Below are 14,907 nucleotides of genomic sequence, written 5' to 3'. Positions count from 1 at the left end.
GCCGTCCGTGCTAGTCCACAATGACAAGGAATGTCGTGTAGAGACCCAGATGGAGCCTGTCGCTGTTGGCGATTTCCACGGGGGGATAGATCTTGCCGGGCTCGCGTAGGTCGCGCGGCGGCTCGATTACGATATCGCCGTCGCCCGCGCCCGATTCGAGCACCGTGCCGTTGGTCGATCCAAGGCCCTGGGCGTACCAGTGCTCACCCTCAAGCCAAATGCGAAGATGTTCGCGCGATGCGTCGGCGCCCACATCGGTGATGCTGGGCGAGGTTTTGGGCAAGGATCCAATTACCGTGCCACGCGGATCGCGTGTGAGGGGATGGATTTGCATGTCGACGCAGTTGTCGGCATGTGTCCTGAGCAGACCGAGGTTGGGAGCGACGGCGTGCGGCTGATCCAGACTGCCCATAAAGCCACGTCCGACGGTAGTTTCGGTGGTGCCAAAGTGCCCACCCGTCTTGCTGTCGCAAAAGCGCTCGACGGTGGCCACGCCCTGAACGGGATCGGCGAGCGCCCCCGTTGCCACAAAGAGCATAAGGTAAAGCGTGCTTTTCTCACGCACGGCATTGCCGTCAAAGTTGTCGATGCGATTGAGGGCATTTGCATATAGGCGGCTGTCCAGCTTGTAGCTGGCGAGAGCCGACATCATTTCGTTGGCGGCCGGACCGCGATAGTGCTCGGCGATTGCCCGATAGGCGGACTCGCCGCCGCCGAGCTTGCTGCAGATTGCCGCGGAAAGGTGGAGCGTGGTGACGGTAAAGTCGCTGTAGATGGCGGGCGCGCACTGGTCAGGCTTGCGATGGACGATGTAACGGGTGAGATACGAGCGGTTGGAAGAGCATTTCTCGAGCAGGGTACTGCCGAGATAAGAGTTTCCATTGATGAGCATTCGGGCGATCTCGAGATGTTTAAGACCGCCGAACGAGCGAATATCGTTATAGAGGACCGAGCAAGGCGTCTCTGCTGCCACGGATACCTCCTTTGATTGCTTCCTAGCCAATATGGCGATAGGAATTAATGGCTCCCGGTGGGCGACGTATTAAATGGCTGCGCAATATACAGCGTAACCAAAGCAACATTATAGGCCACATGTTCGAAATTGCAGGAAGACTGAGAGATTTGGTTTGGACTGGACGGAAATCCCCCTCTGTCTTGTTCTGTAACATTTGGACCCGGTTTTGCCCTGCATCTGTTACAGATTGAGACAATCGGCCAGGCCCGCCCCGTCCGCCTCGTCATCTGTGGTTTACGTGGGGGCATACGGAGTGCGGGTATACTAACCGGCGGCGAATCTGCTCCATCGCTTAGAGCTGCTGCGTCTGGACGGCGCGTGATAGGGCTGCCAAAGCGATCGCCAGCGTGCTGAGCAACGTCCTCTCTGTGCGCACCTGTTTTTGTATGTATTAGCGCACTACCAAGCACGCCCGCGCGGCCGCATGCCGTGCCCATTGCGCGTGCAGATAAGGAACAACAACATATGCGTAATTCTGTATCCGACGTCACGGACGCCGAGATTCTGGACGAGGCCCGCGAGGCCATGACCCAGGCTGCCTTCGATGCCGCCGATGAGGCCAATGCTGCCCAGACCGTCGAGTCCGCTACCGAGAGCCTGCCCGCCTTTGACGAGCTGGGCCTTTCGGACGAGATGCTTCGTGCTATCGAGAACCTAGGCTACACGGCGCCCACGCCTGTCCAGGCTGGCTCGATCCCCGTGGTGCTCGAGGGCCGCGACCTGCTTGCCGCTGCTCAGACCGGCACCGGCAAGACGGCCGCCTTCTTGCTGCCGACCATGAACAACCTGGAGCACATCGCTCCGCCCAAGCCCGTGCGCGAGCGTGGCGGTCGCAACCGCCGTCGCGGCGCCAAGAAGCCCGAGGGCAACGGTCGCGGTCCCTTGATGCTCGTCATCACCCCCACGCGCGAGCTTGCCCAGCAGATCGACGAGGTCGCGAGCAAGATTGCCGACGTCACTGGCCATGTCGCCGTGACCGTCGTGGGCGGCGTGAGCTACAAGCCGCAGACCGCGGCGCTCAAGTACGGCTGTGACATCCTGGTCGCTACGCCGGGCCGTCTGGTTGACCTGATCGAGCAGGGCGCCTGCCACCTGGACGAGGTCAAGGTGCTGGTGCTGGACGAGGCCGACCGCATGCTCGACATGGGCTTTTTGCCCGCCGTCCGCCGCATTGTGCGCGAGACGCCGGCCGAGCGTCAGACGCTGCTGTTCTCGGCCACGCTCGACGAGGAGGCCGTGGGCGAGATCACCGACCTGGTGAGCGACCCGGCACGCGTGGAGATCGCGCCCGCCACGTCGACCGCCGACACCGTCGACCAGTTTGTATTCCCGGTGTCCATCGAGGCCAAGAACAATCTGCTGCCCGAGTTCCTCAAGAAGGAGGGCCCGGAGCGCACCATCGTCTTTATGCGCACCAAGCACCGCGCCGACAGCTGCTGCCGTCGTCTGGAGCGCAAGGGCATCAAGGCCGCCGCGATTCACGGCAACCGCAGCCAGGCTCAGCGCGAGCGTGCCCTTTCGGCCTTCCGCGACGGTACCGTCGACGTGTTGGTGGCAACCGACGTGCTCGCCCGCGGCATCGACATCAGCGACGTGCGCTACGTCGTGAACTTTGACGTGCCGGCCGAGCCGACCGACTACATCCACCGTATTGGCCGTACGGGCCGCGCCGGCGAGCTGGGCTGGGCCATCACGTTTGTGACCGAGCAGGATGTCGATGAGTTCTACGAGATCGAGAAGCTCATGGACAAGACCGCCGACATCTACGAGGCCGGCGACCTGCATGTGGGCCCCAATCCGCCCGCGGTTGACCCCGAGCGCGATCCTGCGGCCTTTAAGGTGAAGAAGAAAACCAAGCGCGGCAAGTCCAAGAGCAAGAAGAAGCTTGAGCAGGCGCGTCGCGACGGCAAACGCAACGGCGACGATTACGGTGATGTGGCCGGTCGTTCCAACCGCGGTCGAGACGAGCGTCGCGGCGACGGTGAGCGTCCGAGCCGTCCCAAGCGCGGCGGCAAGACCCGCGTGCGCGAGGGCGTTCAGGCTCGCGTGGACGAGGCTGTGGAGAGCGTGGCCCGCGAGGTGGCTGCCGAGGAGCGCGGCGGTGCTGGTGTCGTTGAGCAGGCCCCGCGCGGCAACCGTGCCGAGCGCCGTGCCAAGCAGTTCCAGGGCGAGGCGCATCGCCGTCGCCGCGAGGACGAGGACCGCGGCGGTCGTCGCCGTGTTGAGCGCGAGGACGAGGGCCGTGGCTCGCGTGGCGGCAAGCGTGGTTCGGGCGATCGTCGTCGTTCCGGTCGCGATGGCGAGCGCGGCGGCCGTGATGAGCGCCGTGGCGGCGAGGGCCGCGGTTCGCGTGGCGAGCGTGGTACTCGCGGCGGCGAGTCCCGTGGCGGCAAGCGCTTTGATGAGCGCGGTGGCCGTGGCGGCGAGCATCGCGAGGGCACTCGTGGCAATGGCAGCCGCAGCGGTGCTGGCCGCTCTAACGAGTCGCGCGATCGCCGCGATCAGCGTGCCAGCCGCGATCGTCGCGATGACTGGCGCAACTACGACGATACCCGCGAGGAGCGTCGTGGCGGCTATCGTGGCGGGCGTGGCGGCAACCAGGCCGGCTCCCGCGGCGGCCGTGCCGGCGGTCGCGATAATCGTGGTAGCTATGGCAATAGTCGTGGCGGCAAGCGCGGCGGCAGCTCCCGTCGCCCCGGTGACGGCGGCGGCAAGCGCAAGTAACATACGCATCGCCCGCTAGAGCGAGGTGAACCAAGGGCCCCGAGCAACTACGCTCGGGGCCCTTTTTGTTTGCCGTATCCGATCGCTAGTTCAAATGTGATTTCCTCGGGAATGCATCTAGAGGATGCCGTGGGCCTGTTTCCTACCATGCGGCAATGGGTCCCATGGGGTGCGCCGTGCATTTTTTGGAGTATTCTGCAGTTCGAGTTGTCTGCATATGATTTGACGTCGCCAACGGTGGCTTTCGGATATCCCTAGCGAGCGTTCTGAGTCAGATTTCGTCGTTTTCCGGAGCAGGGGCGCGTCATTCTCGCCATGTCGGAACCCAAAATGACGCAGCGCCCTAAAGGTTTGCCCGCTCGGGGTATTGCTGGCGCGGTCACGTTGCAGAATACTCCGTTTTTTGCACGGGCCAGGATGGGGTACCTCGGGAGAACACGGCGGTATCCCGTAAATATATACAATCTGTACCGTAATTTATACAAAACGAAGAGGCAGACAGCGTAGGGTTGGTGCATTGGGGTGCTTGATGCACCAAAATGGGGATCCCACGTGCCGTATACTCTGGCTGGATGTGAAAACGGCTTGACGCGTTGCCAGACGTAGGGGGAGGGTGTCTCGATGAGCGTATTCGAAATTGTGTTTAGTCCGACGGGTGGAACGCAGAAGGTGTCTGGCCTTGTGGCCGGGGCACTGGACAAGAATACCGTTACCGTCGATCTGACCGATAGCGGGCTAGATTTCAGCGCTGTCTCGATGACTGAGGACGACGTGGCCGTAATCTCTGTGCCGGCGTATGCCGGTAGAATCCCGGCTGTGGTGGCTGACCGGTTGGGCATGGTTCACGGCAACGGAGCGCGGGCCGTTCTGGTGTGCGTCTACGGAAACCGCGCGTTTGAGGACACGCTCGTAGAGCTGGAGGACGTTGCGAAGCATGCGGGATTCCGGGTGATCGCGGCAGTTGCGGCCATTGCAGAACATTCCATTGCGCGACAGTTTGCTGCCGGTCGTCCGGATGCGCAGGATGCGGCGCAGCTTGCTGAGTTTGCTCAGCAAATTCAGCAAAAGCTGTTGGCTGAGGATGCGTCCGAGCCCTCTATCCCCGGCAATCGTCCTTATAAACAAGCTGGAGGTCACCGCATGGCGCCCGAGGCAACAGAGGATTGCGTCTCCTGCGGTGCATGCGCCGCGGCGTGCCCCGTTTGTGCTATCGACAAGGGTGACTCCAAACGAGCAGCTGGCGAGGCGTGCATCTCCTGCATGCGCTGCATCGCCGTATGTCCGCGAGGTGCTCGCAAGCTTGATTCCAGCAAACTATCCGCTGTTTCCCAGATGCTGAGCAAGGTTTGCGTCGTGCGGAAGGAATGCGAGCTCTTCATCTAGCGCATACGAAATTGGCGCAATGGGGCCAGGTTAATCTGCACCGACCTGGTGCAAACAAACCTGTCCCCAATGCACCAGAGCAAGGAGTGTCCCCGGGTGCCGGCAGAAAAGGAACGTCCCTAAGTACCGCATAAATACCGTTTATCGGAGAAAAAATACCGTTCGCCGGTCATAATGATTGTTCCGGCTTTGGGCTTGTCTATAATAACCCCCGTAAAAGAAATGCGGAAGGTTACCGAGTCCCCTCGGACGTGGGCCTAACCAAAGTCTTAGAACGGGTGTGTCTCAATGGGTGCATTCGATTGATTTTGGTTGGGCTATATTTATGAAGGGACATGTCACCATGGGTTTCTTTTCTCGCCTAATGGGTGGTTCGGATAAGCAGACGACTGCGGCTTCCGAGTTCGAAATCCTCGCTCCCGTTTCCGGCGAGCTTGTTAATCTAGAAAAAACCAATGACCCCGCTTTTAGCAGCCGTGCAGTGGGCGATGGCGTTGCCGTGGTTCCCCAAGAGGGAACGGTGTGCGCTCCTGTTTCCGGTACCGTCGCCGCTCTGTTTCCGACTGAGCACGCGCTGGGCATCATGTCCGATAACAGCTCTGCTCAGGTGATGCTGCATATCGGAATCGACACTGTTAAACTTGAGGGCAAGGGCTTCCATGCGCTTGTTGCCCAGGGTGATCACGTTGACGCGGGCCAGCCCCTCGTCGAGGTCGATTTCGACGTGGTTCGCGCTGCCGGCTTTGATCCCACGGTCTTCGTTATCGTGTGCGAGCGTTCGGAGAACTCGACTCTTCGTGAGCATGCTTCCGGCCCTGTTGCTGTTAAAGAGCCTGTCGTCTGGCTTTCCGAGTAAATTCTTGTGGTGGGTACCGTGGTTATCAAGCGAGTTTTTAACAACAACGTCGCAATGGTCACTTCGGACGATGGCTCCGAGCTCATCGTCATCGGTCGAGGCCTCTGCTTTGGCCGTCATGCCGGCGATGCCATCGACGAGGCGTCGATCGAAAAGACCTACGCGTTGCAGGAGGGAACTTCTCAGGACTCGCGTACGATTGACCGCTTGGCACATCTTTTGGAGTCCATCCCCACCGTCAACCTCGTGATTTCCGAGGAAATCGTTCAGATGCTTCGTCGAGAGCTCAATGCCGACATCAACGATAAGATTCTCATTGCTCTCGCAGACCATATCAGCCTTGCTTTGGAGCGCGAGCGCAAGGGCGTCCCCTGTGAGAATCCGTTGCTACTCGAGATCCAGCAGTTCTATCGCAAGGAGTACGCGCTTGCGGGCCGTGCGCTGCAGATTGTCAAGGAGTATATGGGCATCCAGATGAGCGAAGAAGAGCAGGGTTTCATTACGCTGCATATCGTCAACGCCACCATGCCGCAACGCTCCGATCGTCTGATTGTTTCGGTCCAGCTTGTTCGCGACGTGCTCGCGATTGTTTCTGAGCGCTATGCTACGACCCTCGATGACACCTCGCTGCCTTACGAACGTTTCGTTCGTCACCTGCAGTTTTTCGCACAGCGAGCGCTCGATCCTACGGCCGGGCAAATCAACGGAGACGCGCTGTTCCGAATCGATGAAACGGCGTATCCGTGTGCATTCTCGTGCGCGGACGCCATAGCCGCTCACTTGTCGTCTATCTATAACGTTGTCGTTACCGATGCCGAAAAGAGTTATCTCGCATATCACATTGTTAACCTGCTTGGAGAACCTGGTCTCTAGGCATAACGTGCCCACACATCGATTGATATAAGGCAAGGCTCACGGTCTTGTCTAGGGCACATCTGTCTTAATTTGCGGAAAAGGAAGGGGAGTACCGCTATGACCGCAAAAAAGAAGTTCAATTTCAAAGCGCCGTTGGAGGTGTTCGCGAAGTCGATCGTCCAGCCGATGATGTATCTCTCGGTTGCCGGCATCCTGCTCATCGTGGGCATTATTCTGACCAACAAGACCATCTGCGCTTTGGTCCCCGTACTGGGCTCCGGTCCGTTCCAACTTGTGGGCGCCGTTGTCTATCAGTCGCTGATGTTTATCATCAACAACCTCTCGATTCTGTTCTGCGTGGGCATCGCCGGCGCCATGGCAAAGAAGAACAAGGGTCATGCTTCGCTGATCGCCCTGATGTCGTTCTTCCTGTTCCTGCAGGCTAACAACATCGTGCTCAACGCCACCGGCTCTCTTGCCGATGCGAGCGGCATGCTCGGTCTTACCGGAACCGGCCAGGCCACCGTTATGGGCATCCAGGTACTCGATACTGGCGTGTTTGGCGGCATCATTCTCGGTTGCATCACCGGTGCCGTGTTCAACAAGTACTCGAACAAGCAGTTCCCCATTGCCCTTTCGATGTTCTCGGGCGTTCGCTTCCCGTTCCTGATTATGATCATCATCTCCTGGATCATGGGCGCTGGCTTCTGCATCGTTTGGCCTCCGGTTCAGGGCGCCATCTCCTCCGTTGCCGGCATCATTAAGGAGTCGGGCAACATCGGTCTGTTTATCTACGGCATGCTCAACAAGCTGCTCGTTCCCACCGGTCTGCACCACCTCATCTACACCCCGTTCCAGTTCTCCGATGTGGGTGGCACCCTGACACTGGGCGATCAGGTTATCGCCGGCGCCTACCCCATCCGTGTCGCCGAGATGGCAATGACGGGCCAGCCCTTCTCCGATAGCACCTACTTCAACAGCTACACCTTCAACAACCTGTGGCCCTACATCGGTATCGGTCTCGCCTTTATCGTCACCGCTTACAAGGGGAACAAGGATAAGACCAAGGCCGTTATCATCCCGCTGATCATCACCGCCGTGCTCTCCTGTGTCACCGAGCCCATGGACTTCCTCTTTGTCTTTGCCGCTCCCGTGCTCTTTGTCGTTCACTCGGTTCTTTCCGGCATCTTCCTGGTCCTGCTCAAGGTCCTCTCCGTGCCCGCTTCGACTGCAGGCGGCATCATCAACATCGTGGTTTCCAACCTGGTCCTCGGTGTCGACAAGACCAACTGGCCGGTTATGCTGGTGCTTGGAGTCGTCAACGCCGCTCTGTACTTCTTCCTCTTCACCTTCCTTATTAAGAAGCTCAACCTCCACACGCCTGGTCGCGAGGAGGAGTCCGAGCTCGCCGAGTCCGTTGCCGAGGGCGAGGCCGCCGCGTCTGTCGCGGTGAAGCAGGGCGCTGTTGCCGCGGCTCCCGCAGAGGGCGTCGATGCAGGTATTGCCGACCTGGTCGCAGGTCTTGGTGGCAAGGACAACATCGAGGAGCTCGAGAACTGCTTTACGCGTCTCCGCGTGAACGTTAAGAACCCGGACCTCATCAATGAGGACCTCATCAACCACGTGCCCAACAGCGGCATCAACCGCAACGGCAATAATATCCAGATCATCTTTGGCATGAAGGTCGCCGAGATGCGCGACAAGGTCGAAAACGCAATTGAGAAGGAGCAGTAAACAATGATCATTACTCTGTGTGGTGGCGGATCCACCTTTACCCCCGGCATCGTCAAGTCCATCGCCCTGCGCAAGGACGAGCTCGACGTTGACGAGATTCGTCTGTACGACATCAACGAGGAGCGCCAGCGCAAGATCGGCGTGCTCGTGGACTGGATTTTGCACGAGGACCTCGGCCTGGACATCAAGCTCACGGTGACCACCGACAAAAAGACGGCTTTTACCGACGCGAGCTTCGTGTTTGCCCAGATGCGCGTGGGCGGCTACGCCATGCGCGAGCAGGACGAGAAGATTCCGCTGCGTCACGGCTGCGTGGGTCAGGAGACTTGCGGTTGCGGCGGCCTTGCCTACGGCATGCGCACCATCTTCCCCATGGTCGAGCTGATCGATGACGTTGAGAAGTACGCCAAGAAGGACTACTGGATTCTCAACTACTCCAACCCTGCCGCCATCGTCTCCGAGGGCTGCCGCGTGCTGCGTCCCAACGCTCGTATCATCAACATCTGCGACATGCCGATCGCGATCATCGACGTGGTTTGCGCCGCGCTCGATATCGACAAGAAGGATGTCGAGTACGATTACTTTGGCCTCAACCACTTTGGTTGGTTCACCTCGATCCGCCACAAGGGCGAGGAGGTGCTCCCGCAGCTGCGCGAGTACATCAAGGAGCATGAGATTCTGCTGCCCGACTCTTACCTCAAGGGCATGGGCTCGCTCATGGCAAAGAAGCCCGAGGAGGCCGTCGACGAGCACCCCGAGCAGAACCGCCACACCAAGGGCAGCTGGTACTACGTCTGGAAGGGCGAGTACGAGATCATGGAGTGCTTCCCGGAGTACCTGCCCAACACGTATCTGAACTACTACCTGCAGCAGAAGGAGTTCGTCGAGCACTCCAACCCCGAGCGCACCCGTGCTAACGAGGTTGAGGAGACGCGTGAGAAGAACCTCTTTGATGGTATCGACCATTACGAGAAGACGGGCGAGATCGACGAGAGCACGTTCTATGCGGGTAGCCACGGCGACTGGATTGCCGATCTGGCTATCGCTCTGAAGAACGACACCAAGCAGCGCTTCCTGGTCATTTGCGAGAACAAGGGCGCCATCCCCAACATGCCCTACGACGCTATGGTCGAGCTGCCTGCCTACATTGGCAAGAACGGCCCCGAGGTCATCAGCCGCGACAACATTCCGCTGTTCCAGCAGGGCCTCATGATGCAGCAGCTGAACTCCGAGAAGCTCATTGTCGAGGCTACGATCGAGGGTTCGTACGAGAAGGCGCTTAAGGCCTTTACGCTCAACAAGACCGTGCCGTCGATGAAGGTCGCCAAGGAGGTTCTCGACGACATGATCGAGGCCAACAAGGGTTACTGGCCCGAGCTTAAGTAAAAGCAACAGGGTCGCTGGCCGCATGCCTGAAGCAATGCCCCGCCCACGTGATTGCGTGGGCGGGGCATTGTCGTTTGGTAACGCGTTTTATCAAATATGGCATTTATCTGCGATAATGTTCATTTTCACCGCTGATGGTGACATTTCATACCGCCTGCCGAACTGCGTGGAGACCTAACAACTTTTTAGGTCAGTGTTGTGCGTGTAGCAATTTCGCCCGGCCTCGCCTCCGGGCTGCCATGTGAGAGGGGATCTTATGGCTCGACTGCACGTAATGGAACGCAGCCACGCTCAGGCCGTCATGGACGACCTGCACGATGCACTCGGACGTCGTCTGGCGGTGAGTTCACTCGCCCCGTGCCCCGTCGAGTTTACGGCGGCGCTCGTCAACCTGTGCTCCACCCAGAGCTGCGGCAAGTGCACGCCCTGCCGCGTGGGCCTGAGCGCGCTGAGCGACCTGCTCGCCGATGTGCTCGAGGGCCGCGCCGACGAGTCCACGCTCAACTTGATTGAGCGCACGGCCCGCACCATCTACCTTTCGAGCGACTGCGCCATCGGCTACGAAGCTGGCGCCATGGCACTCACGGCCATTCGCGGCTTCCGCGACGATTTTGAGCACCACATCCGCGAGCACTCCTGCGGCTTTGACCGCGAGGCTCGCGTCCCGTGTGTCTCGGGCTGCCCGGCGCACGTCGACATTCCTGGTTACATCTCGCTCGTCGAGGCAGGCCGTTATGCCGACGCCGTCAAGGTCATCCGCAAGAACAACCCACTGCCGCTCGTCTGCGGCTTGGTGTGCGAGCATCCCTGCGAGATGCACTGCCGCCGTGGCATGGTCGATGATCCCATGAACATTCTCGCCCTCAAGCGTTTTGCCGTTGAGCACAGTGACCTCAACGACCACAAGCCGCATGTAGTGGACAACACCGGCAAGCGCATCGCCGTGATCGGCGGCGGCCCGGCCGGCCTTTCCTGTGCCTACTACCTGGCCGTGATGGGCCACAAGGTGACCATTTTTGAGCAGCGCCACCACTTGGGCGGCATGCTGCGCTACGGCATCCCCAGCTATCGTCTGCCGCGCGAGCGCCTGCAGGCCGAGATCGATTGGATCTTGAGCGCCGGCATCGACGTTGAGCTCGATCACTCCGTCAACGGCGAGGAGCTTGTCCGCCTGCGCGACGAGTTCGATGCCGTCTATCTGGCCATCGGTGCCCATAGCGACAAGAAGCTCGGCCTTCCGGGCGAAGAGGCGCCCGGCGTGGAGTCGGCCGTCAAGATGCTGCGTGCCATTGGAGACGACGAACTGCCCGACCTGAGCGGCCAGCGCGTGTGCGTCATCGGCGGCGGCAACGTGGCCATGGACGTGGCGCGCTCTGCCGTGCGCTGCGGCGCCGAAAAGGTAAGCATCGTCTACCGCCGTCGCATCTGCGATATGACGGCTCAGGACGCCGAAATCGCCGGCGCCCAGGCCGAGGGTTGCGAGGTTCTGGAGCTTACGGCCCCGCTCGCTATCGAGACGGGCGAAGATGGTCGCGTGAGCGGCCTGCGCGTGCAACCGCAGATTATCGGCGAGCCCCGCCGCGGTCGTCCGGCTCCGCGTGCCGCCGCTACGCCCGAGCGCGTCATCCCCTGCGAGCGCGTGTTTGTCGCCATTGGCCAGGACATCGATTCCAAGCCGTTTGAGGACATGGGCATCGCCTGCAAGTGGGGTTGCGTGGTCACCGACTCGGACGGTGCCGTGCCCAACTTCGATGGCCTCTTTAGCGGCGGCGACTGCCAGACCGGCCCCGCCACCGTCATCCGTGCCATCAACGCCGGCCGCGTGGCTTCGGCAAACATCGACCGCTATCTGGGCTTCGACCACAAGATCAAGCTCGACGTGGAGCTGCCGACCGTTCAGTTTAAGGGCAAGCACGAGTGCGGCCGCTGCGAGCTGGGTGAGCGCGAGGCCGGCGAGCGTATTCACGATTGGAATCTGGTCGAGCAGGGCCTTACCGAGGAGGAGGCGCGCCAGGAGGCAAGCCGCTGCCTGCGTTGCGACCACTTTGGTTTTGGCGCGTTCCGCGGAGGGAGGAACCTGGAATGGTAGAGCTCAACAACCCCACTGTCAGCGATAACACCGAAAGCGGAGCACTCAATATGGTCAAGCTCACTATCGATAATTGCGAGGTCGTGGTGCCCGAGCACACCACGATCCTGGACGCGGCCAAGTCCGTCGGCATCCAGATTCCCACCCTGTGCTACCTGCGCGATCTGAACGAGATCGGCGGCTGCCGCGTGTGCGTGGTCGAGGTTGAGGGCTGCGACCAGCTGGTTGCCGCCTGCAACAACTACGTGCTCGATGGCATGGTGGTCCACACCAACAGCCCCAAGGCCCGCGAGGCGCGCCGCACCAACGTGCAGCTGCTGCTTTCGCAGCACGATTCACGCTGCACGAGCTGTGTGCGCAGCGGTAACTGCAACCTGCAGACCATTGCCAACGACCTGGGCATTTTCTATCTGCCGTATCAAAGGCATTTGGCGGGCGAGGGCTGGGATTTCGATTTCCCCATCATCCGCGAAAACGACAAGTGCATTAAATGCATGCGCTGCATCAAGGTGTGCGAGAGCGTACAGGGCCTAGGGATTTGGGACCTGACCAACCGCGCCACGCATACCGCCGTGGGCACCCGCGGGCGCGTGCCGATCGGCAAGACCGATTGCGTCGCGTGCGGCCAGTGCATCACGCATTGCCCGACGGGCGCGCTGCGCGAGCGCGACGACACCGAGACCGTGTTTGACGCGCTCGCTAATCCCGACAAGATCGTGCTGGTGCAGATCGCGCCGGCCGTGCGTAGTGCTTGGGGCGAGGAGCTCGGCATTCCGCGCGAGGAGGCAACCGTCGAGCGTCTGGCTTGCGCGCTGCGCCGCGTAGGCTTTGAGTATGTGTTCGATACCGATTTCTCGGCCGACCTCACCATTATGGAGGAGGGCTCCGAGCTGCTCGAGCGCCTGGGCGCCGCCGCTAAGGGTGAGGGCGACAGCCGCGGCTGGCCCATGTTTACGAGCTGCTGCCCGGGCTGGGTGCGCTTTGTGAAGGCACGTTACCCCGAGTTTGTCGACAGCCTGTCCACGTCAAAGTCGCCGCAGCAGATGTTCGGCGCTATCGCCAAGACCTACTACGCCAAGGTGCTGGGCGTGGAGCCCGAGCGTCTGTTCGTGGTGTCCGTTATGCCATGCACGGCCAAGAAGGCCGAGTGTGCGCTGCCGAGCATGATGGGCGAGGGCGGCGCGCCCGACGTGGACGTTGCGCTGACGGTGCGCGAGATGGTGCGCATGATCCGCGCGAGCCACGTGAGCGTTGACACGCTGGTCGAGGAGCCGCTCGATACGCCGTTGGGCTTTGGCACGGGCGCGGGTGTGATCTTTGGCGCCACGGGCGGCGTGATGGAGGCCGCCGTGCGCTCGGCATATTACCTGGTGACGGGCAAGAACCCGGATGCCGACTTCTTCACTGACGTGCGCGGACTCGAGGGCTGGAAGGAGGCCGTGGCCGATATCGACGGTACCAAGGTGCGCGTCGCCGTGGCGCACGGGCTGGGCAACGCCGCCCGTCTGCTCGACGCGATTCGCGACGGCCGTGTGAGATATGACTTTGTTGAGGTCATGGCGTGCCCGGGCGGCTGCGTCGGTGGCGGCGGTCAGCCCATCCACGACGGCTGCGAGCTGGCGGCTGAGCGTGGCTAGGTGCTGTGGAGCCTGGATGCGAAGGCGGACATTCGTTTCTCGCACGAGAATCCCGATGTCCAGGCGTGCTACCGCGAGTTCTTAGGCGAGCCGCTCTCGCCACTGGCCGAGGAGCTGCTGCATACCGACCATCACGCATGGACGATGCCTAACGAGGGGACATGCTAGCGATGCGCGCGTTTGATTTTGAGATGTCGCGCCGGGGGTTTGCCTCGGCGCTCGCCGCGGGCGCCCTGTCACTTGCGCTCGCGGGCTGTGGCGGCGGGGCTGCCGGTGCCGGGTCCGCCGCGGGCTCGGTTGCCACGGACGGCGCCGGTGCTGCCGCAGAGCCGGTCGAGGTGCACGTCGCCTCGCTCAAGGGTCCGACGTCGATCGGTCTGGTGCAGTTTATGGACCAGGCAGCCGATGGCGAGACGGACAATGAGTTCGACTTTGCGATCAACACTGCCGCCGACGAGATTGTGCCCAAGGTCATTCAGGGCGATATCGATATCGCCCTGGTGCCCGCCAACGTGGCGAGCGTGCTCTACAACAAGACCGAGGGCGCGGTGCAGGTCATCGACATCAACACGCTGGGCGTGCTGAACGTGGTGACGGGCGACGCGAGTGTGGCCTCGTTTGGCGATCTGGCGGGCCATACCGTCTATATGACGGGCAAGGGCACCACGCCGGAGTACGTCATGAACTACCTGCTGGAGCGCGCGGGCTTGGCCGGTCAGGTGGCGCTCGAGTTTAAGAGCGAGCCTACCGAGGTGCTCTCGGCTCTGCTTGCCGACCCGACTGCCGTGGGCGTGCTACCCGAGCCGTTCAAGACGGCGGCCATCGCCAAGAGCGAGGGCAAGCTGTCGGCACCGGTGAGCCTGACCGATGTGTGGGACGAGCTGGCAGGAGACACGGGCTCGCGCTTGCTGACGGGTGTGACCGTGGTGCGCCGTGCCTTTGCCGAGGAGCATCCCGAGGCCGTGGCGGAATTCCTGAGCTGCCATGTTGCGAGCGTTGAGGCCGTGAACGCGGCGCCGGCGGACTGGGCGCAGGCCGTGGTCGATGCGGGCATCGTGGATAACGCCACGATTGCCGAAAAGGCGATTCCCGGGTGCATGCTTGTCTGCCAGACAGGGAAGGATATGAAGGCCGCGCTCGGTGGGTACCTGAAGGTGCTGGCCGATGCGGACGCGAGCGCCGTGGGCAGCAAGCTCCCGGCTGATGATTTCTACTACATGGAGTAACC

General features: G+C 61.2%; 11 protein-coding genes. 10 read left to right on the top strand and 1 reads right to left on the bottom strand.

Annotation, left to right across the window (positions count from 1 at the left end; all coding sequences use genetic code 11):
- Positions 1–10 precede the first annotated feature (10 nt).
- A complete protein-coding gene (locus DW870_RS00285) occupies positions 11–973 on the bottom strand; it encodes an FHA domain-containing protein (RefSeq protein ID WP_117769491.1) in 963 nt (320 codons plus the stop codon).
- Between the two features lie 507 nt (positions 974–1,480).
- On the opposite strand from DW870_RS00285, the gene DW870_RS00280 reads away from it, so the two are divergent.
- The 10 genes from DW870_RS00280 (at position 1,481) to DW870_RS00240 (ending at position 14,905) form a co-directional block, all read left to right on the top strand.
- Entirely contained in the window at positions 1,481–3,739 is a 2,259-nt protein-coding gene (locus DW870_RS00280; protein ID WP_199573559.1) for a DEAD/DEAH box helicase, read from the top strand.
- Positions 3,740–4,360: 621 nt separating this feature from the next.
- Complete coding sequence (locus DW870_RS00275; protein ID WP_117769493.1) at positions 4,361–5,122, top strand: 4Fe-4S dicluster domain-containing protein; 762 nt, start codon at positions 4,361–4,363, stop codon at positions 5,120–5,122.
- A 343-nt stretch (positions 5,123–5,465) separates the two neighbouring features.
- A complete protein-coding gene (locus DW870_RS00270) occupies positions 5,466–5,978 on the top strand; it encodes a PTS glucose transporter subunit IIA (RefSeq protein ID WP_158556878.1) in 513 nt (170 codons plus the stop codon).
- Positions 5,979–5,996: 18 nt separating this feature from the next.
- Positions 5,997–6,851, top strand: a complete 855-nt coding sequence (locus DW870_RS00265; protein WP_233547368.1) for a PRD domain-containing protein — start codon at positions 5,997–5,999, stop codon at positions 6,849–6,851.
- A 99-nt stretch (positions 6,852–6,950) separates the two neighbouring features.
- The gene (locus tag DW870_RS00260; RefSeq protein WP_117769497.1) at positions 6,951–8,567 is read left to right on the top strand and encodes a PTS transporter subunit EIIC; all 1,617 of its coding nucleotides are present in this window, start codon (positions 6,951–6,953) and stop codon (positions 8,565–8,567) included.
- Positions 8,568–8,570: 3 nt separating this feature from the next.
- On the top strand, positions 8,571–9,953 hold the full coding sequence (locus DW870_RS00255) for a 6-phospho-alpha-glucosidase (RefSeq protein ID WP_117769499.1): 1,383 nt from the start codon (positions 8,571–8,573) through the stop codon (positions 9,951–9,953).
- Between the two features lie 256 nt (positions 9,954–10,209).
- Entirely contained in the window at positions 10,210–12,042 is a 1,833-nt protein-coding gene (locus DW870_RS00250) for an NAD(P)-binding protein (RefSeq protein ID WP_117769501.1), read from the top strand.
- On the top strand, positions 12,036–13,679 hold the full coding sequence (locus tag DW870_RS00245) for a [FeFe] hydrogenase, group A (RefSeq protein WP_233504577.1): 1,644 nt from the start codon (positions 12,036–12,038) through the stop codon (positions 13,677–13,679). Before DW870_RS00250 ends, DW870_RS00245 begins: the two co-directional genes overlap by 7 nt.
- Positions 13,680–13,847: an iron hydrogenase small subunit gene (locus DW870_RS09440; protein ID WP_233504578.1), complete on the top strand. Its 168-nt coding sequence runs from the start codon at positions 13,680–13,682 to the stop codon at positions 13,845–13,847. It begins immediately after the preceding gene.
- Positions 13,841–14,905 carry an ABC transporter substrate-binding protein gene (locus DW870_RS00240; protein ID WP_233506189.1) on the top strand — a complete coding sequence of 355 codons (1,065 nt, stop codon included), beginning with the start codon at positions 13,841–13,843 and terminating at the stop codon, positions 14,903–14,905. The genes DW870_RS09440 and DW870_RS00240 overlap by 7 nt, the downstream gene beginning before the upstream one ends.
- Positions 14,906–14,907: the final 2 nt, after the last annotated feature.

Source organism: Collinsella sp. AM38-1BH (genome assembly GCF_003467545.1).
Taxonomy (GTDB): Bacteria; Actinomycetota; Coriobacteriia; order Coriobacteriales; family Coriobacteriaceae; genus Collinsella.
Note: the sequence above shows the minus strand (reverse complement) of the source record. Positions and strands in the feature narration are given on the sequence as shown.

Excerpts from the sequence above, each read along its gene's own strand:
- DW870_RS00280 (WP_199573559.1), top strand. The coding sequence starts at position 1,481 with ATGCGTAATTCTGTATCCGACGTCACGGACGCCGAGATTCTGGACGAG.
- DW870_RS00275 (WP_117769493.1), top strand. The coding sequence starts at position 4,361 with ATGAGCGTATTCGAAATTGTGTTTAGTCCGACGGGTGGAACGCAGAAG.
- DW870_RS00270 (WP_158556878.1), top strand. The coding sequence starts at position 5,466 with ATGGGTTTCTTTTCTCGCCTAATGGGTGGTTCGGATAAGCAGACGACT.
- DW870_RS00260 (WP_117769497.1), top strand. The coding sequence starts at position 6,951 with ATGACCGCAAAAAAGAAGTTCAATTTCAAAGCGCCGTTGGAGGTGTTC.
- DW870_RS00255 (WP_117769499.1), top strand. The coding sequence starts at position 8,571 with ATGATCATTACTCTGTGTGGTGGCGGATCCACCTTTACCCCCGGCATC.
- DW870_RS00250 (WP_117769501.1), top strand. The coding sequence starts at position 10,210 with ATGGCTCGACTGCACGTAATGGAACGCAGCCACGCTCAGGCCGTCATG.
- DW870_RS00245 (WP_233504577.1), top strand. The coding sequence starts at position 12,036 with ATGGTAGAGCTCAACAACCCCACTGTCAGCGATAACACCGAAAGCGGA.
- DW870_RS00240 (WP_233506189.1), top strand. The coding sequence starts at position 13,841 with ATGCTAGCGATGCGCGCGTTTGATTTTGAGATGTCGCGCCGGGGGTTT.